Below are 20,628 nucleotides of genomic sequence, written 5' to 3' on the forward strand. Positions count from 1 at the left end.
AGAATTGAGTCCCGCCCGGCGACGGGCAGCAATGATCCAACCGGCCTTCCCGAGAAGAAGGCAGCTTAGCGGAGCCGCTGAACAGATGGCGACGGATGTATCGAAAACGGAACTGGGCACAGCTGACATCTATCGTCTTCTGCAGCTGCTTCCTCATCGCTATCCCTTCCTCTTGGTCGACCGCATCGTCGAGATGGACGGTGATCTGTCCGGTGTCGGCATCAAGAACGTTACTATCAACGAGCCTTATTTCGCCGGCCATTTTCCAGCGAGCCCCGTCATGCCCGGCGTCCTGCTGATCGAGGCGATGGCACAGACGGCCGGCGGGCTCGTGGTGGCGAGCCGAGGTGAGGAGGGCCAAGGCAAGCTCGTCTATTTCATGACCATCGACAAGGCGCGCTTCCGCAAGCCTGTGGTGCCCGGCGATACCGTTCGCATTCACGTGAACCTGCTCCGCAAACGCGCGAATGTTTGGAAATACAAGGGCGAGGCTCGGGTGGAAGGGCGCCTGGTCGCCGAGGCCGAGATCAGCGCCATGCTGACCGACGCCAGCCTATAACCATTATCCGGCGAACTGGGCATCGGTTCGCGTAAAGAAAATGCGACTAGACAGAGACTTGGCAGCGGTCTCGCACTTCGAAACGCTCTAAGTCAACCACAGCTTGATGATGAGCCCGACGAGCCCCGTAACGGCCACCCCCGCCGCCCATAGCGCGACGAACCAGAGCAGACGCTTGAGGCCGGCGGGCATCGGGGCTCCACGCGTGCTCAATGATATCCCTCATGGCTCGTCTTGCCACGGAAGACCCAGTAGGCATAGGCCGTGTAAGCCAAGATGATCGGGATAAGGATGGCCGCCCCGACCAGCATGAAGAGGAGGCTCTCACGTGGCGCCGCCGCCTCCCAGATCGTCACGGCATTCGGAACCACGTGAGGAAAGATGCTGATGCCGAGCCCCACCTGGCCTAGGGCGAACAGCGCCAGGGCGATGAGAAACGGCCAGACATCCCAGCGATATTTCAAGCTTACAAAGAAGGCTATGGAGGCGATGACCACCAGCAGTGGCACCTGCGCCGTGAACAGGACCTGCGGCCATGAGAACCAGCGCTGGTAATAATCAGCACTCAGAAATGGAGTGGCGAGGCTGACGAGTGCCATGCAGACGATGGTGCCGATGCCGAGTATCTTAGCCAGTCGGAGACTGTGGTCCTGAACCGACCCTTCCGTCTTCATCACGAGCCATGTCGCCCCGAGCAGCGCATAGCCGATCACCACGCTCACGCCAACCAGAAGGCTGAAAGGGGTGAGCCAATCCCACCAGCCGCCGGCATAGCTGCGATCGGCAACGCTGATGCCCTGGAGCAGGGCGCCGAGGGTGATCCCCTGTGCCAGCGCCGCAACGATCGAGCCTGATGTGAAGGCGAGGTCCCAGTAAGGCCGATGCCCGGGATCGCGCCAGCGGAATTCGAAAGCGACGCCCCTGAAGATCAAAGCCAGCAGCATGGCAATGATCGGCGCATAAAGCGCGGGCAGGATGATCGCATAGGCGAGGGGGAACGCCGCCATGAGCCCGCCGCCACCCAGCACCAGCCAGGTTTCGTTGCCATCCCAGACCGGTGCGACCGAGTTCATGGCGCTGTCGCGTTCGCGACCCGGCGCAAAGAAGGGAAACAGAATACCGATGCCCAGATCGAAACCGTCCATCACCACATAGGCGAAAACCGCAAAGGCGATGATGAATGCCCATACCGTCGGCAGATCGATCAACATCAGGACCTCCCTTCGCTGGCACCGATGGTGCGTTGCGGATCGACCGCTGGCCCCGGGGTGATGCCGGCAGCACGCACCGGCTGGCGCAAATCCATATCGGGACTGCTTTCGCCAGGATGCGGCGCATGGCTCATCAGGCGCAAGATGTAAGCGGTGCCGGCACCGAACACGATGAAATAGACCACGATGAACGTGATGAGCGAGGCGCCAACCGCAGGGGCATCCAGTGGCGAGACGGAATCGGCCGTCCGCAACAGACCATAAACAGTGTAGGGTTGCCGGCCGACTTCTGTGGTGAACCAGCCGGCAATCACCGCGACGAAACCCGCCGGTCCCATCGCAAGCGCGAAGCGGTGCAAGGCGCGCCAGTCATAGAGCTTGTGCCGGACGCGAGCCACCACGCTGACGATCGCGAGCCCCAACATCAGGAGGCCAAGCCCCACCATGATCCGAAAGGTCCAGAACACGATCGGCACCGGCGGCCATTCCTCGCGCGGCACGGTATTGAGACCGGCCAGCGGCGCATCCAGCTCATGCTTCAGGATGAGAGATGAGGCCTTGGGGATGGAAATGGCATATTTGACCTCTCCCGCCTCCATATCCGGCCAGCCGAACAGCACGAGCGGGGCTCCATCCGAGTAGCTCTCGAAATGCCCCTCCATGGCCATTACCTTGACCGGCTGATGCTCCAGCGTATTGAGCCCTTGCTGATCGCCCGCCAGGATCTGCAGGGGGGCCGCGACGGTGATGAGGCCCATCGCCATCGAGAACATAATGCGCGCGCCCTCATTAGCATTGTCGCGCAGGAGGTGCCATGCACCTACGCCGCCCACCACCAGCGCCGTTGTGAGATAGGCTGCGAGCACAGTATGCACGAGCCGATAAGGGAATGACGGATTGAAGATGACCTGCAGCCAGTCGCGCGGAATGAACTGCCCGACGGAATTGACATCATGCCCAGTCGGCGTATGCATCCAGCTATTGGCTGAGAGAATCCAGAACGCAGAGAGCAGGGTGCCAAGGGCCACCGCCAGGGTGGCGGCGAAATGCAGCTTTGGCCCGACCCGGTTCATGCCGAACAGCATGACACCGAGAAAGCCTGCCTCGAGAAAAAAGGCGGTCATCACCTCATAAGCCATCAGTGGCCCGATGACCGGCCCGACTTTGTCGGAATAGGCCGACCAGTTGGTGCCGAACTGGTAGGACATGACGATGCCCGACACCACGCCCATACCGAAAGCCAGGGCAAATATTTTCACCCAATACTTGTAGAGGTTGAGATAGGCCTCTCGTCCCGTCTTGAGCCAGAGTCCCTCGAGCACAGCCAGGTAGCTGGCAAGCCCGATGGAGAATGAGGGAAAGATGAAGTGGAAGGAGACGGTGAAGGCGAACTGTATTCGCGCAAGCAGAAGCGCGTCGAAATGCTCAAACATGGGTCCCCTCCATAGAAGGCCACGGCAAAAGCACGTCACGGCCAGCGATGCACCCGCATGCTCACCGCCAACCGCCCGCAGCACACCGAGCCGTCTGTCTGCTCGCGATATCTCTGCCCAGTTCGACTGGGCCTGATTTTACGATAATCGACAAAAGTAAAAGACAAGAGCACAGCGAGTGCCACAGGGACGAAATGCCCTCATCGGGAGACAGAACCGCGCAACTTTGCCGCGGAGATGCCCTCAGCAAAGAAGGAATCGAGGGATTTACGGGGTTTTGGCGGCTGTGGAATTTCGCTTGAGCGCCCGGGCCGACGTGGCGAGCTTGAGTGACGTGAGCTCTTGCGGCGTAAAGTAGAAGATGCGCTCCGGCGGCGTCTCCATGGCATGGATCCACACCTGCGGATCAACGCCCATATCGACGAGATGGCGCTGGCATTCCGCCGAGATCTGCTGTGCCCGCCCGAAATCCGCCGCGGCCATTCCGACCGCTGGTGCGCCGGCATTGGTCGGCACCGCGAAAATCTGATGGACGCCAACCGATGCGCCTTGCTCGACGCTCCGCTCAACCCCGCCGGCCAGCACCAAAGGGCAGGACGAGGCACAATACCCACGGGCTTCGACGCGGGTATTGAGCTTCCGTTCACGGATAATCCGTCCCATGGCAAGAGCATCCTGGACGGATCCGCCCGGTGAGTTCAGCACGACCGCTTTGACATAATCTCCGCGCTTTTCGATCTCCGCCCGAAATCGTTCTGCCGTGCCCGGAACGATTGTGCCTGTCGCCTCCAGCCGTCCATTGGCGACCAGTTCGATCACCATGGGCTGCTGCAGTGCGGCCCGCTGGTCGGGATCGGGATCACGCTCATCCGGCTTGGCCACATCCGGCCGCACCGAGGGCAGGAAAGGTTGAATTTTGGGGATCTCGCCAGGCAGGAGCGGATCCGCTGGCTGTGCCTGCATCCGCTCCAAGAGATCATACCCGAGGACGATGGCGGTGAGGCCAATCAGGCCATGAAACACCAAGCGCAGAATTGTGCCGTCGGGGCGTTTGCCCAGCATGCGCCAGAAGGATGCGCGAGGGGCTTTCGAGCCGTCGGCTGTTGTCATTCCTTCTTCGCAGTTCGGGTTGACGGCAGGGGAGTGATTGTAAACTCAGCGGCTGTGAGCCCGTCACGATTGCCCCCTTCGCCCCCCTTTGCGGCGGCAACGGCCAGGCGCTCTCCATCCACCTCCCGCAGCAACCGCATCGCGGATATGAGATCCGCCGCGGTCATCGATTCTGCATCCTGAGGCTGCTCTTGCCGCCGAATGGCTGCATGCACGATACATAGGATGAGCACGAGAACGGCGGGCAGCAGATCGATGGAAATGGCACCGGCCCAGCTGGGTAGGAAATCACCGGCATAACGCAAGACGGCTTCCGCCGTTGACAGCGGCTGGAAGCGCGCCGGTTCCACCGGACCGTTACCGATGATGGCTTTCGCCGCTTCCGAAAGCGCGCTGGCCTGGGCGGCCACGGCCTTCTCGACGCTGCCCACCACTTGGCTCTGGCGGCCGGCAAGATCAGCCGTCTGACCATCTGGGGCGGGCGCAATGAAGCCCGCCGCCAGGTCTTCGGCGGTCCGTTTGACCGCTGGTGCCATCGAGCTCTGTTCGAGCGCTGCAATCGTGCCGATGAGCTTCAGCGCCTCGGCGCCGAATCCGTCGCTGCGGGTTTTGATGTCGCCTTGGCCGGAAACGAACTCGCGCATTCTCGCGATCTGGCCGCTTCCCTCCGCATACAGCGCTTTAGCCCGCTCGCCGCTCTCCACGACCTCCCGGCCGAGATCATCGAGCTGGCTCGACATCTGGCTCAGAAGCTGCACGACGGTTCCGGAGCCGCCGGTGCCGGTCAAGGCTCCATTGCGCTCCGCCTCCGCCAACCTGGCGAAACGGGTTGAAGCGAGCTGAATGTCTGGAAGCAGGCTCTGCGCGCCAAGCGCCCGATTATGCGCCGTATCAAGGTCGCGCGTATAGGCCTGCAGCGTCGTGGCAAGATGCTGCTCGATTGCAGCAGATCCGGCGAGTGCCGCGGCATTCAGCCAGGACGACATTGCAACGATCATGAGCGAGCCAAGCAGCATGGCCCCACCGAGCCAGACTCGGCTTGCCACATCTTCCACATGCGGCAGAAAACGCATGAGGAAGGACCAGAAAGCGTAGATCGCGATCGAGACCGCTGTCGAATAGATGATTGCGGCGAAGAATGTGATGACGGGCGAGCCGTCAAGAAGATCCCGAACGCCGAGATAGGTGTAGACACCCGAGGCAAGCGCCAACACGCCCAGGGTTACACGCATCGTGAGGTCGATACCGGCGACACCGTCGCGAAGTCCTGATGCCATCAGAGAGGTTCCGGATCCCTTGATCTCCGATCCTGCGATTGCTTTTGGACCGCATTGTGACATTCGTCAGTATAAGGAGACGGAGAGAAAGCTCCGCCTCCGGCGCTGTTCAGGCGATTAGTATGCCCAATAGGGTCGGCAGTGCAGGCCGCCATAAGGACCGCGCCAGCACGCGCCACCTGCCCAAGGTCCGGGGCCCCAGCCCCAACCCCAGCGATGACGCCAACCCGGACCATACCACCAGTCTATGAACAAACTGATCTGCTGTCCCGATTGTGGCAACTCGCCACTGAGGGGCTTGATGTCATAGGTCAGCGTGTCGCCATCGAGACGCGGGTTGAGCAGCTCGACCACGATAATGTCATTCTTGCCATCCACCACGGTCGAGATGGAGGCATTCGGCGGGTCTTTCTGGAAGCTGTCCTTGCCCTTGTCCCAGAACTCGACGAACTTCGCCGTCAGCGCATCGCCCGTCATGCGCTCAGGTCTATCGCTGAACATGATCGTCTGTGGCGAGACACCTTTGAGGGTCAAAGTCTTGCCGTCTGAGCTGAAGGAATCGGCTGACTGGACGAAAAGCCAGTTGGCGGCTGGCATCTCGACGACATTCGATTTCGGATCGTTCTGTGCAGCAACTGTTTCATTTGAAGCAGCGCCGCCGGCCGTGTTGGAGCTCGCCTGCGCATACGCACTGGCACTCAATCCGGCCATCGCTGCCATAGCGAGGCCGGCAATCAGAACTCTCATCGCCATTCTCCATATGTATCGGAGTGTGGCGACGGTATGGCTTTTTCGAGACCTCAGCAATGTCTATCGATTGCCTTATCGCCGAATACCTCGCTTTTTTTGTTCAACGGTAAATCAAACTGAAACAGTCCAAAAAAGAGAGAAGATTGTCGCCCAGAGGAGGACAGATATAGCCGCCCTCCTGTACGATGACCGTTGGTAGGTGTAACGCAGCCAAGTGCTCCGCGATCCGGCCGAAACCCTTTGTCGTGACAGAAAGCCCGGCCAGCGGATCGGCCTCCGACGGATCGAGACCCAGAGCAATGACGAGTGCGCCGGGAGCGAAGGCGGCCACACGCTCGAGCCCCTTGTCCAACGCCTGAAGGAAGCCGTCATCGCCCGTTCCGCGCGGCAGCGGCAGGTTGAGATTATAGCCAAGGCCTGCCCCCACGCCGCGCTCATCGGCATGACCCCAGAAGAACGGATAGAACCGCACCGGATCCGCATGGATCGAGATGGTCAGCACATCGGCTCTGTCATAGAAGATGCCTTGAGTGCCATTGCCATGATGCAGGTCTACATCGACGATTGCCACGCGCTCGTGGCGGCGACGGAGCCGTTCGGCGGCAATGGCGGAATTATTGAGGAAGCAGAACCCGCCGGCGAGGTCGCGAAAGGCATGATGGCCCGGCGGCCGGCACAGCGCATAGGCCCAATTCTCGCCCTCCAGCACCAATTGCGCTGCATGTACGGCGCTGTGTGCGCCCCTTAAGGCAGAGGTCCAGGTTTCAGCGCCAATCGGCGCGGCCGTATCGGCGATGTGATAGCCCGCTTGACCGACCGCCGATGCCGGATAGGCCCCGTCCCGCCGGTCGGGATGGACATTTGGGATGACCTCTTCAGAGGCATTTTCGATGTGCTGCCAGCGCTCGAAAACGGTGCTCAGAAACTGCAGATATTCCGGCGTGTGAACCGCCGCGACCGGTCCTACGCCGTAATCGGCCGGTACAACGCGCTCGAGCCCTGCCCGTAATGCGGCCTCGAGCAGGATGTCCGCCCTGCGCGGCTGTTCCGGATTGGGCTTTGGCGCACCGCTCGACAGAAAGAATTTCGGATCATGGCGTCTTTGGGCGTCATCGAAGACAACTTTCATTATCATTCCCCTTGGAGCCCGCACCAACGCGCGAGCCTCACAGACCAGTTTCGGCATTCCCCCACTGCGTGCAATGATTGAGTGATAGCAGGAAGATCAGCCAAGGTCAGGAGCGGGGAGAGCTTCCATGTCGGTGATCATCAGACAGGCCGAAAGCCAGGACGCCGAAACCATCGCCTACATGATTCGGGCGCACGCGCAGTTCGACGGCAAGGAGCATCTCTGCAAGATCTCCGCCGATGATGTTCGGCGCTACGGCTTCGGCGATGATGCGGTCTTCAAGGTGCTTCTGGCGGAAATCGAGGGAAGGCCAGTGGGCTCGCTCGTCTTCTATCGGACATTTTCCTCCTGGGAGGGCAAGCCGTTCCTCTTCATTGAGGATTTCTTCGTACGCGAGGAGCAGCGCGGCCGTGGTATTGGCCGCATGCTGCTGGCGCGGGTGGCCGCGTTGGCCAAGCGACAGGGGTGTCCGCGTGTCGATTGGCACGTGCTGCAAGTGGCCGTGGCCCGGGGCTTTTACGAGCGGCTGGGCGGCAAATGGGTTGAAGATTTCCTCATCTACCGGCTCGAGGGCGCATCGCTCGATAACCTCGCCGCAGAAGGAGCGACAGATCTGGCCTAAGCAAGGGCAGAGCTTGCTGCCATGTCGAAGTGCCGTTTTGCGACCAAGGGATGACGCAGGCAGTCTGGACAGGCCCGATCTCCTGTTCTAGCCTGCAGATGGTGAGACATGCATCCGCGTAGATCTCTCATAATAATGATCACGCGGCAGCAATTGGGGGGCGTTGAATGTCTGGAATGCCATTGACTGCGGCACAGGCTCGCAGGCCTTGGCTCCTCCTTGCGCCAACCTTAGTGGCCCTCTTGGTGCTGATGATCTTGCCCATCTGCATCATGTTCCTCTTTTCGTTCTACGAATTCGTGACGGCCGGCGTGGAGAAGGACGTTTTTACCACGGCCAACTGGCGTGAGTTCTTCACAGACAGTTACTATCACTACTTCATCTGGAAAACCGTCCGGGTCGCTGCGATCACGGCGGTACTTTGCGCGATTATGGGCTATCCGCCGGCCTATTTCATCGCCATGACCCGCTTCCGGCACAAATGGCTGCTGCTGCTTTTGCTCATCGTGCCGTTCTGGATCAGCTTCACCATCCGCACCTTCTCCTGGATCCACATCCTAGGGGAGCAGGGCATCATCAACGTGACACTGCTCTGGCTGGGCATCATCGATCAGCCCCTGCGCATGCTCTACACGGAGGGCGCGGTGATCATGGGCATGATCCATTTTCTGCTGCCCTACATGATCCTGAATATCTATGTGAGCCTCGAGGGCATTGACCGGAACCTCATCTCGGCCGCGCGCACTCTTGGCTGCACCAATTGGGAGGCGTTCCGCGAGGTGACCCTGCCTCTCTCTCTGCCCGGATTGATGGCGGGCCTATTGCTCTGTTTCGTGCTGGCCGCGGGCAGTTACGTGACGCCCCAGATACTCGGCTCCGGTCGCGATGCCCTGTTCGGCAATCTCATCTTTGACACCATCATGGGCCAGCTGAACTGGCCGATGGGGGCAACCCTCTCGATGGTCCTTCTCGTTCTTCTCGGTGCCGTGGCGGCCGTCTATAGTCGCTATATGGGATTATCCCGCATCTTCAAAGGGTTGAGCCGATGAGCCACTCCGCCGACACGAATGCCGGCCCGGGCTGGCAGGCGATCAAGGCGGTCACCATACTGGTCTATATCTTCATGTTCGCGCCGATCCTGGTCGTCATGATTCTCTCATTCAACGATTCGATGTTCGGCGGCTTTCCCATGACCGGCTTCAGCCTGCGCTGGTATGAGAGGCTCGCCGAGAACGAGGCGGTGCTGCGCGCCTTCCAGACATCCCTGTGGGTCGCGCTCATCACCTCCGTGATCTGCACCGTGCTCGGGATCATGGGTGCCATGGCGTTGGTGCGCTACGACTTTCCCGGCAAGGAATGGGTGAACACTCTGGTGATCGCGCCGGCCCTCGTGCCGGAAACCGTGCTGGGCGTTGGCCTTCTGCTGCTGATCCGCTGGGCGCAGGAGCCACGCACCCTGGGCCTGATGGTGGCGGGCCATATCCTCCTGGCCTTGCCTTATGTGGTTCTTGTGGTGCAGGCTCGGCTGATCGGCATTAAGCGCGTCTATGAGGAGGCGGCTATGTCGCTGGGCGCCAATCGCTTCAACACCTTCCGCGAGATCACGCTGCCCTTGCTCATGCCGGCGGTGGTGGCGAGCATGCTGCTCGTCTTCACCATCTCCTTCGACAATATAACCGCGAGCATGTTCTGGCGGCCGGCCGGTGTTGAGACCATGCCCACGCAGATCCTGTCGATGCTCAAGATCTCGATCAGTCCGGAAGTCAATGCGCTCGGCACTCTGATGATCGTGATCACCGTTGGCCTGCCACTTCTGGGAGGGGCACTCGCCCGCATCTTGGCGCGTGGCGCCAAACAGCCATAACGAATGGAACGGAGGGAGCTTGCCATGAAGATGTCGAGGACGAAACGGCTGGAGCGGTTGCTGGACCGCTACCGGCACGGTGACTTGGACCGACGCACATTCCTGGGATTGACGGCGGCGGCCGCTGCGACCGTCGGGCTGTCGGCACGCTGGACCGGACCTGCCTTGGCGGCGGTCCAGTCGGTGCGTTTCGATGGCTGGGGCGGCGTCGTTCAGGAGGCGATCGATAAATACGCCTTCAAGCCCTATACCGAGAAAACCGGCATCAAGGTGGTGCAGGGCACCTTCGGCGACGAGAACGAGATCATCACCAAGGTGAAGGCATCCTCGCCCGGTGAATACCAGATCGTCCATTCCTCGGGCGTTGAGTACTACATCCGCTACGTGCAGGGCGGCTATAATTCAGAGATCAACGAGGCCAACATTCCCAATATGGCGAATGTCATGGAAGCGATGATCAAGCCGTTCCGCGACATCACGCCGAAGCTCTCCGCCGTGCCCTATGACTATGGCACGACCGGTATCGCCTATAACACCAAAGTGATCTCGCCGGAGGAGGCCAAGGAAAAAGGCGTGGCGCTTCTGACGGACCCGCGCTTCAAGGACAAGATCGGCGGCTACGGCAACATGACCAGCCGCGTCTGGTACGGAGCGCTGGGAACCGGCCAGAATCCGAACGACATCAAGGATATGGACGCTGTTTGGGAGAAGATCAGGGAACAGCGCGACCTGGTGAAGAAATATTGGAGCTCCGGCGCTGAGCTCATGGACCTCCTGAGCAAGGAAGAGATCGTGGTCACCGATGCCTGGTCGGGCCGCATTGCCGCCCTTCAGCAGCAGGGTGCGCCGATCGGCTATCTCGATCCGCCCGGCTCCTATGCCTGGATGGAGGACATGCTGGTTCTGAAGGGCTCGCCCATGGCTGAATGCGAAGAGCTCATCAACTTCATGCTCGAGCCAGATACCGCCATCGCCGTGGCCGAAGGCCAAAACTATCCGCCCTCGCTCGATCCGACCAAGGTCAAGATGACCGAGAAGATCCAGAAGCTGCCGGCCTTCGATCCGACCGGCAAGATGGAGAATCTCACCTTCGCCGATGCCGCCTATTGGGGCGAGCATACCGACGAATGGACCAAGCAATGGGACCGCATCGCCAAGGGTGCCTGACACAGCAGCCTCCGCCTGTAAACGGGCGGAGGCGACCCACTGACTTCCCCGCACGCAATACAGCAGAGTAGGTCCGTTCGGAATGTCGCAGATTGCCGTTCAACTGAAAAACGTCACACTCGCCTATGGCGCCTTCGTGGCGATCAAGAACGTCAATCTCACCATCGAAAAGGGCACCTTCGTCACCTTGCTGGGCCCTTCCGGCTGCGGCAAGACCACTATCTTGCGATCCATCGCCGGTCTTGTGGATCCGACCTCAGGCGAGATCATTGTGGCTGGGCGGCGGATCAACGACGTTCCGATTCATAAGCGCAACATCGGCCTTGTCTTTCAGAACTATGCGCTCTTTCCGCACAAATCGGTCTTCGACAACATTGCCTTCGGCCTGAAATACCGGAAGGTCGGCAAGGCCGAGATCGAGCGCAAGGTGAAACGCGCCCTCGACATGGTGCGCTTGCCTGGCGTCGAGAAGAAGCTGCCCTCCGAGATGTCCGGTGGCCAGCAGCAGCGCATTGCGCTCGCCCGCGCCATCGTGATCGAGCCGGATGTGTTGCTCTTGGACGAGCCCCTATCGGCGCTCGACGCAAATCTGCGCGAGGAGATGCGCACCGAGCTCAAGCTGATCCAGCGGGAAGTGGGCATCACCACCATTTTCGTGACCCACGATCAGGAAGAGGCCCTCGCTATGTCCGACCGGATCGTGGTCATGAATCATGGCGTGGTCGAGCAGGAGGGAAGGCCCGAAGAGGTTTACCGCAGGCCTGCCTCACGGTTCGTCGCGAGTTTCCTTGGACAATCGAACCTGCTTGGCGGCCGCGTGCAGATGGTCAATGGCGAGCTCGCTCACGTTCAGATCGACAATGGGCCGCAACTTGCGGTGAGCGCGCCGCCTGGCCTGCAGCAAGGCGCTCCGGTTACTGTCGTGGTCCGCGCCCAGCGCGTGAAGGTTGGTCAGGTCAATGGCGCAACCGACAATCGGATAGAGGGCAAGATCCTCACCACCTCCTATCTCGGCGGCACCGCCTCTTATTTCGTCGATGCCAACGGGGTGACCCTTCAGGCCAACAATGCCATCGAGGACAAGGTCTATCGCGAGGGTGATCCCGTCACTCTCGCCATCGCACCGCAGGATTGCGTGTTGCTGGATGAGCAGGGACAGCGGATCGGCGGCTGATTAGAGCATTGCCGAGCGAAGGGGAGACCGGTTGGCGTGAAGAAAACGCGATGCTGGCTGGGAGCCGAGCATCCAGAACCACATCTCTCCTCATTCAGAAATGGGCAAGGAAGCCGCCATCGACCGCCAGCACATGGCCGGTGATATAGGAGGCGGCAGGCGAGGCCAGAAAGACCACGGCCCCCGCCACTTCGTGAGGTTGCCCCCAGCGGCCCAAGGATGTCCGCCGGCTCAGCCACTCCGTGATCGTAGCATCAGCCACCATCTCCGCATTGGCTTCCGTGGCGAAGAACCCGGGGGCGACCGCATTGACTGTGATGCCGCGCGGCCCAAACTCCGCCGCGAGCGCCCGGGTCAGACCATCGAGCCCGCTTTTGGCTGCGGTATAGGCCGCATCTCCTGACCGGGCGATCTGGCCGGCAATCGAGGTGATGTTGATGATCCGGCCACCGGGCCGCATGTCTTGCGCCACACGCCGCGAAAGATGCAATGGGGCGATGAGGTCAACCTCGAGGAGCTCGCGTACGTTCTGAAGATCGAAGCTCTCGACTGCCCGCCGATCCCGTATTCCTGCATTATTGACCAGGATTTGCACCGGGCCGAGCTCTGCCCCGATCTCAGCCAAAGCCCGGTCAATGGCAGCGGAATCCGTCAGGTCGAACAGGACCGGAGAGGCGTTCCCGCCATTGCCTCGGATTTCAGCGATGAGTTCCGTAAGCGGCCCGGCCTGCCGCCCATGCACCAGCACATGAGCGCCGGCCTCGCCGAGCGCCATTGCGATCGCCCGGCCGATGCCACGGCCCGCCCCGGTCACCAAGGCAAGTTGTCCCGCAAGTAGACCTGTCATCGCCCCTCAGACATAAGGATTGTCGCCCTTGCGGTAATGCAGCCGGATCGGCGTGCCCGCGAGCCCGAACGCATCGCGCAGCCCATTGACGAGATAGCGCGTGTAGGAGTCGGGCAGATGCTCCGGCATTGAGCAGAACACCACGAAGGTGGGCGGCCGCGCCTTGACCTGGGTCATATAACGCAGCTTGATCCGTCTGCCGCTCGGTGCGGGCGGCGGATGGCGGTCGACCATATCCGTGAGCCAGCGATTGAGCCGCGCCGTGGACAACCGCGTCTGCCACACCTCATACGCCTTGAGCGCGGCGGCCATCAGCCGATCAATGCCTTGCCCGCTGCGGCCCGAGACCGGCACCAGCGCAACGCCTCTCACCTGCGGCAGCAGACGCTCGACCGCCTCTTCCAATGCGGCCAGCGTCGCCTTGGGATCTGTCACCGCATCCCATTTATTGGCGGCAATGACCAGCGCCCGGCCTTCCCGCGCCACGAGATCGATAATATGCAGGTCTTGCTTCTCGAAAATGAGATTGGGGTCCGACCTCTGCGCCTCAGCCAGCGCTGCATCGATCATCACCACGACGACTTCGGCGAATTTGACCGCGCGCAAGGCATCTGCGACCGAAAGCTTTTCGAGCTTGTTCTCGACCCGCGATCGCCGCCTAAGGCCGGCCGTGTCGAACAGCCTAATGGGCTTATCGCGCCATTGCCACTCGACCGCAATGGAATCGCGCGTGATGCCGGCCTCAGGCCCCGTGAGCAGGCGTTCTTCTCCGAGGATCGCATTGATCAGGGTGGATTTGCCCACATTGGGCCGGCCGGTCACGGCAAGCCGCAAAGGCCCGTGATCGTCCTCTTCGGTGCTGGCCTCTTGGTTGTCATCCGCGCCCGCTTCCGCTGAATCGCGTTTTGCGAGTGCGCCGGCCATCTCCGATAGGGCACCGTAGAGGTCCGATGTGCCGGTGCCGTGCTCGGCCGACAACGCGATCGGCTCGCCAAGCCCCAGCGTGAAGGCATCATAAAGCCCTGCTTCGCCCTGAGAGCCTTCTGCCTTATTGGCAATCAGCAGCACCGGCTTGCCCGCGCGCCGCAGGAGATCGGCGAAATGCTGGTCATGCGGTGTGACGCCGGCTCTGGCATCGATCATGAAAAGGCAGATATCCGCCTCATCGATGGCGGCTTCCGTCTGTCGGCGCATACGGCCTTCCAGCGACTCATCCGGCGCCTCATCGAGCCCCGCGGTGTCGATCACGGTAAAGCGCAGATCACCGAGGCTAGCCTCGCCCGCCCGCCGGTCGCGCGTGACCCCGGGCTGGTCATCGACCAGTGCGAGCCGTTTGCCCACCAGCCTGTTGAACAGGGTGGACTTGCCCACATTGGGGCGGCCGATTATGGCAACGGTGAATGTCATGATGGCCCCGTTGCGCCGAAAAGCCCAAACTGTCGCGGTTGGCGCTCAGCGCATCGCGATGAGCGTGCCGTCATCTGCCAATATATAGAGAGTATTATTAGCGATGACTGGAGGAATATAGACCGGCCGCTCCAGTGCGATCTGGTTGATGACCTGCCCATTCTCCGGGTTCGCGAAAATCACAGCACCCGTGGATGACACCGCGATCAGACGGCCGCCGCCCATGACAGGCCCGGCCCAACGCTGCCCGCTGGGCAGGCTTGCCGACCATCTCACATGGCCATTGCTGCGAGACAGTGCCACCAACAGATTTCTGTTGGAAACGACGAAGACCGTGTCACCCGCAACCCAGGGCGTCTGCGTGCCCGAAAGGTCTTGCGTCCATTGCCGCGTCCCATCGCTGAGCGAGAACGCGCCCATCCGGCCCGCATGCGAGATGGCGAGAACTTGGTTGCCTTCAATGACCGGCCGGCCCCCGATATTGTTGAGCGAAGCAGTCGAGCTGAGGCCCGTCAGAGTGGTCAGCGCGTCACCCCATTTCGGAATACCGTCGCTCTCCCTGAATGCGATGAGTTCGCCGGACGTATAGGGTGCGACCACCGTGTCATTGGCAACCGCCGGGCTCGTATTGGAGATGACCGCGGCCTGCTCGCCAACCCCCTCGAAACGCCAGACTTCGGCGCCATTCTCGGTCGAGAAGGCGAAGACCTGGTTATTCACATTGACCGCGAAGACGCGCCCGTTCACCACGGTCGGCGCGGCGCGCACCGGCACCGCTACGCTCTTGCGCCAAATGACAGCGCCATTGGACGAATCGATCGCGATGACCTCGCCGAGCCCGGTCGTCGCAAAGATGCGACGGCCATCCGAGGCGAGGCCGCCGCCAAAGGCGCCCTCTGCGCTCCGGCCTTGCGGAACGAGCGATGTTGTCCAGACCCGGCCGCCGGAGGACGCATCGAAGGCCGAAAGGGTCGCGCGCGTATCCAGCGCATAGACGCGCCCGCCGACCACGATGGGCGGCGCGCTCAGGGCACCATCGCGGTCCGAACCTTCGCCGATCGATGTGGACCATGCCACGGCCAGATTACCGCCGAGCGAGAGGTTCTGATAAGCATTTGTGGGCAGTCCGCCTGGCTGAGCCCAATTTGCATTGGTCTGGGCTGCAGGAACCCTGATCGGCGCGGAGGCGACCGACGGATCAGGGGTCAGGGCGCCGCGATCCGGCACCACCGCCTCGCGCTTGCCGGGCAAGACGGTCTCGTCATTCCCGGCACCGAACATGCTCTTGACCGACGAGCATCCCGACAGCACGAGCAGCGGCAGAACCACGCCGGTCAGGAGCAAGCGCCGACGGGTGGGCACGGCTGAACTGGCGGGGTTTCGTGTGTTGGATCGGTGCATGCCTGCTTCCGTTACTCTGAACTGGAGTTGGAATTCCCGGCCGGAGCCGATGACGTATTGCTCTCGCCGTCCGCGGCCGGAGCCTGAGGAGCAGCCGCGCCCGAATTCGGCGCAGCAGCCTCTGGGGCAGCCGGGGCTGCAGGGGCTTGTGAATGATTGGCGGCTGGGGTCTCGCTGGCACCACCAGCGGGCGCTTGCGAGCTTGTTGCGCTTTTCGCGGCCATGGCCGCTGTGACCAATGCGGAGACGATCTGCGCTCTCTGCCTGGAGCCCATCGAGGCGCGCGGATCGCCCATGATTTCGCTGAGCAGGCTATTGGCGGTTTCGAGATCGCCTGTGCGATAGGCGGCGAGCGCAACGATCTCTCGCGCCGCATTCCGCCAGGGATTGCCCTCGGCAATGAGCGACCCAACCCGCTGCTTCAAGTCGTCCGGCGTGGCCGTATCCACAAGCAGGAAGCCGGCGCGGATGCGCGCCAGATCGCGCAGGGCAGGGGGCGCGTTTTCGTCTGCCGCAATACCGTCATAAGCGGCAACCGCGCCCGGAATGTCATTGCGTGATGCTTTGAGCGCTGCCTCTTGCAGGATCGCAAGCGTCTTTGGCCCTTCGCGGCTGCTCTCTGCAAGCTTGGCGAAAGCGGCCTGCGCCTCCTCCATCTTGCCCTGATCTGCCAGCTCCATGGCCTCGACATATTGCTGGCCGGCGGTAAGCGCCTGTTGGCGCTCGTAATATTGCCACAGCTTGTAGCCTCCGACGCCCAGGATGACCACGAAGCACAGGCCAAGGATATAGACGCCGAAGCGATCCCAGAGCCGCTTGATCTGTTCCTTGCGGACTTCTTCTTCGACTTCGCGGATCAGCGACTCTTCACTCAACGAGCATCCCCTTTCACGGCCGGCTGCACAAATTTCGGATGAACCGATTCGTCGGTGCCGTTCTTAACAGCCCGCGAGGCGCGTAAACTACATGGGTGACCGAATGAAGGCAATGTGCCCCAGCGGCATTGATTGCCCGCGTCACCAGCGTGATTTGGTCGCCAGATTGGCGCTAGGCGTCGGAGGAGGGCCGCCTCCCCACCTTCCCATTATGGCCGGCAAGCTCGTCCAGAATGGCGCAATCCCTGCGATCATCTCCCGGGCAGGCGGCGATAAGGCGCCCCAATTCGCGGCGCATCTCTTGCAGATCCGCGATACGACGGTCGATTTCCGTCACGTGATGCTCGGCAATCGCGCGCACCTCCGCGCTTCGCCGCTGCGTATCGTCTTGCAGCGAGGTGAGCATGCGGCAATCCTCGATGGAAAACCCGAGGGCCCTTGCCCGTTGCAGGAATTTGAGACGCTCGACCTCGCGCGTCCCGTAGCTGCGATAGCCATTGGCCAGCCGCGACGGGGAAATGAGCCCGATCTCTTCATAATAGCGGATGGTTTTTGCCGGAAGGCCGCTGGCCTGGGCTGCTTGCGATATGTTCATGGCACCTGGTGCTGTCCCATTTGCCCCGAATATGGTTCTGCTAAGCGAGAGATTACAGACGTCGTGAGTTTGATCATGCATAAGCTGCCGGTGTGGTTCACAGTCAGAGAGAGCTATGGGCTCTTCTTCAGCGAGTTTCCGGCACTTATGCGCGCAGCCTGGGCGCCTGTCATTCTCGCCATCGTGCTCATGGCGATGGGCAACCAATTGGCATCGCGGCCCGCGCCGAGCCCTGCGCTCATCGGCGCACTCCTTATATTCGCTGGAGGGCTAGCCAACGCGCTTGCCTTCGTGCGCTGGCACCGCTTCGTCATCCTTGGGGAGACGGGACAGGATAGACCGATCTTGACCCTCGGTCGGGCGGAGTGGCGCTATATCGTATCCTGGCTGGTGCTGGCCCTGATCATCTCAGCCGTGGCGGCCACTGTCGGTATCGTTGCTCTCTGCCTCGCCCTCGCCGCGTTCTCCATCTGGCCCCAGGGCTCAGATGATGCAGGCGGATCGATGGTAAGGCTGGTGGGCGTGCTGGCCGTCGCTGGCGGTCTGATCGTAATCGCGCTCGTTTATGTCAGGCTCGTGCTGATCATGCCGAATGCCGCAATTCGAGGAGAGCTTGGGATCCGGGCGATGGCGAATGCCACGCGCGCAAACAGCTGGCGCATTCTCGTGATCATGCTGCTGACCCTGCTGCCGGCATTGCTGGTTTCGGCCATTCCCGCAATACTGATGGCTGACTGGTCTGCGGCTACGCCACAGCCGATAACCCCGCTCGAGGCTTGGGCGTCGGCCGTCCTTGGCGTGCTGCTCCAGCCTCTGGCGGTGATCGCCGAATCGATCGTCTATATTCGCTTGGTCGATTTGCCGCGGGCACAGCAGGCCGGCCAGTCGTTTTCAACCAGCCGGTCTCGCTTGGATTAGACCAAGCAAAGACGTGAGAGCGGTTTCGCCAGAGACAGGCAAAATGCTCTCATCGTCAGTCCTTGACCTCGTAAATGTGCTCAGGTCCCGGGAAGCTGCGATCCCGGACCGCCTCGGCATAGTCGCTGATGGCGGCTTCGATCGCATCGCCGACCCGTCCGAACTTCTTCACGAATTTCGGTACTCGTGGCGTCAAGCCCAGCATGTCCTCCATCACCAACACCTGGCCATCACATTGTGCCGAGGCGCCGATCCCGATGGTGGGGATTGGAATGGACTGGGTGATCTTTGCGGCGAGCGGCTCGGCCATGGCTTCGAGCACCAGTGCGAAGGCCCCCGCGTCGGCCACCTGCCGCGCATCCTCCTCGATTGCGGCCCAGGCATCGCGCGTCCGGCCTTGCGTCTTGAAGCCGCCGAGCACGTTGATCGATTGTGGCGTGAGGCCGATATGCGCCATCACCGGGATGCCCCGTTCGGTGAGGAAGCGGATCGTCTCGGCCATCCGCCGCCCGCCCTCGAGCTTGATAGCACCGCAGCCGGTTTCCTTCATGATCTGGGCGGCGTGCCGGAACGCGACGCTGGGGCTTTCCTCATAAGAGCCGAATGGCATGTCCACGATGACGAGTGCGCGTTTGGACCCACGCACCACCGCGCGCCCATGCATGATCATCAGTTCCAGCGGCACCGGCAAGGTGGTCTCATAGCCGTGCATGACCATGCCGAGCGAGTCGCCCACCAGCAGAAAATCCACATAGGGATCGGCCAATGCGGCCGTATGGGCGTGATAGCAGGTGAGCGAGACGATAGCGGCGCCGCCTTTGCGGGCCGTGATGTCGGGCGCGGTGAAACGCTTGACGGGACGGTGGACGGACATCGGCCAGGACCTCCTACATGTTGATCACCGGCACCCCGATCACATAGGGATGCAGGAATAACATCGCCACATACATGATGACCCCGGCCACGGGCGCAATAATGTCATGCTTTGGTTTCGGTACGAAACTCGGCCGGGTGCCTCTTGCAGTCTCCACAATGATGTCGAGCAAGGCATAAACGAGGAAAGCGCCGAACACAATCACGCTTGGTCTGTCGCCATTGGAGATGAGATGGCCGATCGACCAGAAAATGATGGCCAGCGCCATGGGATGCCGAAGCAAAATCTTGAGACGGCCCTTGTGAAGATAGATCCCGAGGCAGATGAAGGCCAACAGCACCAGCAGCATGGTGGCATGCCGCGCCCAGCCCGGCGGGTAATAGAGAATGTCGCTCTCATCGAGCGTGCTGCGCGCGGAGCCGAAGCCCCAGATGATGAGGATGAGGCCGACAACCGCGATGATGGCGAACAGGCCCTTATATGGCCCTTCTCCCATGCTGTTGCGCAAGGTGGCCTTTGCCGGCGTGAGCGCGAGAAGATGCACGCCGAAAAACAGGATGATGCCGATTATCAGGAGGGACATTGGCGGGCGCTTTCCGGTTGCGAATGAGGACGCAATAGGCGAGCCTGAGGCTGATGACTTGTATTAGAGGAGTTCGCAACTGATCTCCATTGGTCACGAAGTCACCGCCCCTCGCTTGCGACCGCACGTGCTGGTGACCGGCTTTCCAGCCTTTCCCACGGCACCGGTCAATCCTACTGAGCGGCTGATCGAGCTCTTGGGCGAGCGTGATCTGACGATTGATGCGGAGGTGAGAGCCGCTGTTGTCCCTTGCGCCTATGGTGAGGCACCTGCCGCGCTGGAGGCATTGGGGCGCGAGTATCACCCCGACATCGTGCTAGCATTCGGGCTCAGCCGCCGCGCAAAGAGCTTCACACTCGAGCGCATCGCCCGCAATCTCTGCACATCGGACCTGCCGGATACCTCTGGCGAATGCAGGCGCGGCGCGCCAATTGTTGCCGATTCTCCGGGCGAGCTTCGCAGCACCCTTCCTCTTGTCGCAATCCACAAGGCGTTGCGGGCTAAAGACATTGCTGCGGATTTCTCAGATGATGCCGGCGGTTATCTCTGCAACTTCGTGTTCTATCTCATCGTGGGGCATCACATCCCGAGCCTGAAGCCGGCTGCCGCCGGTTTCATTCACGTTCCTGCCTTCGGCACGGATACAGAAAGCCCCTCGCAGCGTTTTTCTCAGGAGATCTTGTGGCGTGGCGCTTGTGCTTGCCTGAACGCCAGCATCGAAAGCTGGCGAATTAAGCATATCTTGTGACCGGAATGCTCAAGATCCACATTTGGGATTGGATACTGAACTGTGCTGAGCATTGAATTAGCAAGATATATATGTCAATCTTGC

General features: G+C 61.2%; 22 protein-coding genes. 8 read left to right on the top strand and 14 right to left on the bottom strand.

The annotated features are described in order from the left end of the window. The first annotated feature begins 85 nt into the window (after positions 1 to 85). Positions 86 to 559, top strand: a complete 474-nt coding sequence (fabZ, locus tag RCF49_RS20545; RefSeq protein ID WP_342641648.1) for a 3-hydroxyacyl-ACP dehydratase FabZ — start codon at positions 86 to 88, stop codon at positions 557 to 559. 87 nt (positions 560 to 646) lie between these two features. On the opposite strand, the gene RCF49_RS20550 is transcribed toward fabZ, so the two are convergent. The 7 genes from RCF49_RS20550 to RCF49_RS20580 all read right to left on the bottom strand — a co-directional run bounded on the left by RCF49_RS20550 (position 647) and on the right by RCF49_RS20580 (position 7,469). Then, on the bottom strand, positions 647 to 772 hold the full coding sequence (locus RCF49_RS20550) for a DUF2474 domain-containing protein (RefSeq protein WP_342644288.1): 126 nt from the start codon (positions 770 to 772) through the stop codon (positions 647 to 649). Then, a complete protein-coding gene (gene cydB, locus RCF49_RS20555) occupies positions 769 to 1,770 on the bottom strand; it encodes a cytochrome d ubiquinol oxidase subunit II (RefSeq protein ID WP_342641649.1) in 1,002 nt (333 codons plus the stop codon). Before cydB ends, RCF49_RS20550 begins: the two co-directional genes overlap by 4 nt. Then, positions 1,770 to 3,203 carry a cytochrome ubiquinol oxidase subunit I gene (locus RCF49_RS20560; RefSeq protein ID WP_342641650.1) on the bottom strand — a complete coding sequence of 478 codons (1,434 nt, stop codon included), beginning with the start codon at positions 3,201 to 3,203 and terminating at the stop codon, positions 1,770 to 1,772. The genes cydB and RCF49_RS20560 overlap by 1 nt, the downstream gene beginning before the upstream one ends. 267 nt (positions 3,204 to 3,470) lie before the next feature. Beyond that, positions 3,471 to 4,313 carry a hypothetical protein gene (locus RCF49_RS20565; protein WP_342641651.1) on the bottom strand — a complete coding sequence of 281 codons (843 nt, stop codon included), beginning with the start codon at positions 4,311 to 4,313 and terminating at the stop codon, positions 3,471 to 3,473. After that, positions 4,310 to 5,590: a hypothetical protein gene (locus RCF49_RS20570; RefSeq protein WP_342641652.1), complete on the bottom strand. Its 1,281-nt coding sequence runs from the start codon at positions 5,588 to 5,590 to the stop codon at positions 4,310 to 4,312. Before RCF49_RS20570 ends, RCF49_RS20565 begins: the two co-directional genes overlap by 4 nt. 117 nt (positions 5,591 to 5,707) lie before the next feature. Next, positions 5,708 to 6,337: a hypothetical protein gene (locus RCF49_RS20575; protein ID WP_342641653.1), complete on the bottom strand. Its 630-nt coding sequence runs from the start codon at positions 6,335 to 6,337 to the stop codon at positions 5,708 to 5,710. A gap of 103 nt (positions 6,338 to 6,440) precedes the next feature. Next, complete coding sequence (locus tag RCF49_RS20580; protein ID WP_342641654.1) at positions 6,441 to 7,469, bottom strand: histone deacetylase family protein; 1,029 nt, start codon at positions 7,467 to 7,469, stop codon at positions 6,441 to 6,443. 127 nt (positions 7,470 to 7,596) lie between these two features. Here RCF49_RS20580 and RCF49_RS20585 point away from each other — a divergent pair, with 127 nt between their 5' ends. The 5 genes from RCF49_RS20585 to RCF49_RS20605 all read left to right on the top strand — a co-directional run bounded on the left by RCF49_RS20585 (position 7,597) and on the right by RCF49_RS20605 (position 12,296). Then, positions 7,597 to 8,091: a GNAT family N-acetyltransferase gene (locus RCF49_RS20585; RefSeq protein ID WP_342641655.1), complete on the top strand. Its 495-nt coding sequence runs from the start codon at positions 7,597 to 7,599 to the stop codon at positions 8,089 to 8,091. 176 nt (positions 8,092 to 8,267) lie between these two features. Then, positions 8,268 to 9,140, top strand: coding sequence for an ABC transporter permease (locus RCF49_RS20590; RefSeq protein WP_342644251.1), 873 nt, complete (start codon positions 8,268 to 8,270; stop codon positions 9,138 to 9,140). Then, positions 9,137 to 9,955 (top strand): ABC transporter permease, encoded by an 819-nt coding sequence (locus RCF49_RS20595; RefSeq protein ID WP_342641656.1) that lies wholly within the window; start codon positions 9,137 to 9,139, stop codon positions 9,953 to 9,955. The genes RCF49_RS20590 and RCF49_RS20595 overlap by 4 nt, the downstream gene beginning before the upstream one ends. 24 nt (positions 9,956 to 9,979) lie before the next feature. Then, positions 9,980 to 11,122: an extracellular solute-binding protein gene (locus tag RCF49_RS20600; protein ID WP_342641657.1), complete on the top strand. Its 1,143-nt coding sequence runs from the start codon at positions 9,980 to 9,982 to the stop codon at positions 11,120 to 11,122. 82 nt (positions 11,123 to 11,204) lie between these two features. After that, positions 11,205 to 12,296: an ABC transporter ATP-binding protein gene (locus RCF49_RS20605; RefSeq protein ID WP_342641658.1), complete on the top strand. Its 1,092-nt coding sequence runs from the start codon at positions 11,205 to 11,207 to the stop codon at positions 12,294 to 12,296. 94 nt (positions 12,297 to 12,390) lie between these two features. Here RCF49_RS20605 and RCF49_RS20610 read toward each other — a convergent pair whose 3' ends face one another. From RCF49_RS20610 to cueR, 5 genes are all read right to left on the bottom strand, one after another. Next, on the bottom strand, positions 12,391 to 13,143 hold the full coding sequence (locus RCF49_RS20610) for an SDR family oxidoreductase (RefSeq protein WP_342641659.1): 753 nt from the start codon (positions 13,141 to 13,143) through the stop codon (positions 12,391 to 12,393). A 6-nt stretch (positions 13,144 to 13,149) separates the two neighbouring features. Beyond that, positions 13,150 to 14,550 (bottom strand): ribosome biogenesis GTPase Der, encoded by a 1,401-nt coding sequence (gene der / locus RCF49_RS20615; protein WP_342641660.1) that lies wholly within the window; start codon positions 14,548 to 14,550, stop codon positions 13,150 to 13,152. Between the two features lie 45 nt (positions 14,551 to 14,595). Then, on the bottom strand, positions 14,596 to 15,951 hold the full coding sequence (locus RCF49_RS20620; protein WP_342641661.1) for a PQQ-binding-like beta-propeller repeat protein: 1,356 nt from the start codon (positions 15,949 to 15,951) through the stop codon (positions 14,596 to 14,598). An 11-nt stretch (positions 15,952 to 15,962) separates the two neighbouring features. After that, entirely contained in the window at positions 15,963 to 16,826 is an 864-nt protein-coding gene (locus RCF49_RS20625) for a tetratricopeptide repeat protein (protein ID WP_342641662.1), read from the bottom strand. A 172-nt stretch (positions 16,827 to 16,998) separates the two neighbouring features. Beyond that, positions 16,999 to 17,421, bottom strand: coding sequence for a Cu(I)-responsive transcriptional regulator (gene cueR, locus RCF49_RS20630; RefSeq protein ID WP_342641663.1), 423 nt, complete (start codon positions 17,419 to 17,421; stop codon positions 16,999 to 17,001). A 75-nt stretch (positions 17,422 to 17,496) separates the two neighbouring features. Between cueR and RCF49_RS20635 the strand changes: the two genes are divergently transcribed. Next, positions 17,497 to 18,339 carry a hypothetical protein gene (locus tag RCF49_RS20635; RefSeq protein WP_342641664.1) on the top strand — a complete coding sequence of 281 codons (843 nt, stop codon included), beginning with the start codon at positions 17,497 to 17,499 and terminating at the stop codon, positions 18,337 to 18,339. Between the two features lie 55 nt (positions 18,340 to 18,394). Here the strand turns inward: RCF49_RS20635 and panB are convergent, their stop codons facing one another. Continuing rightward, on the bottom strand, positions 18,395 to 19,213 hold the full coding sequence (gene panB / locus RCF49_RS20640) for a 3-methyl-2-oxobutanoate hydroxymethyltransferase (RefSeq protein WP_342641665.1): 819 nt from the start codon (positions 19,211 to 19,213) through the stop codon (positions 18,395 to 18,397). 13 nt (positions 19,214 to 19,226) lie between these two features. After that, on the bottom strand, positions 19,227 to 19,796 hold the full coding sequence (locus RCF49_RS20645; RefSeq protein ID WP_342641666.1) for an NnrU family protein: 570 nt from the start codon (positions 19,794 to 19,796) through the stop codon (positions 19,227 to 19,229). A gap of 115 nt (positions 19,797 to 19,911) precedes the next feature. Here RCF49_RS20645 and RCF49_RS20650 point away from each other — a divergent pair, with 115 nt between their 5' ends. Then, complete coding sequence (locus RCF49_RS20650; protein WP_342641667.1) at positions 19,912 to 20,544, top strand: pyroglutamyl-peptidase I; 633 nt, start codon at positions 19,912 to 19,914, stop codon at positions 20,542 to 20,544. The last annotated feature ends 84 nt before the right edge of the window (positions 20,545 to 20,628 follow it).

The organism is Rhodoligotrophos sp. CJ14 (assembly GCF_038811545.1).
Lineage (GTDB): Bacteria > Pseudomonadota > Alphaproteobacteria > Rhizobiales > Im1 > Rhodoligotrophos > Rhodoligotrophos ferricapiens.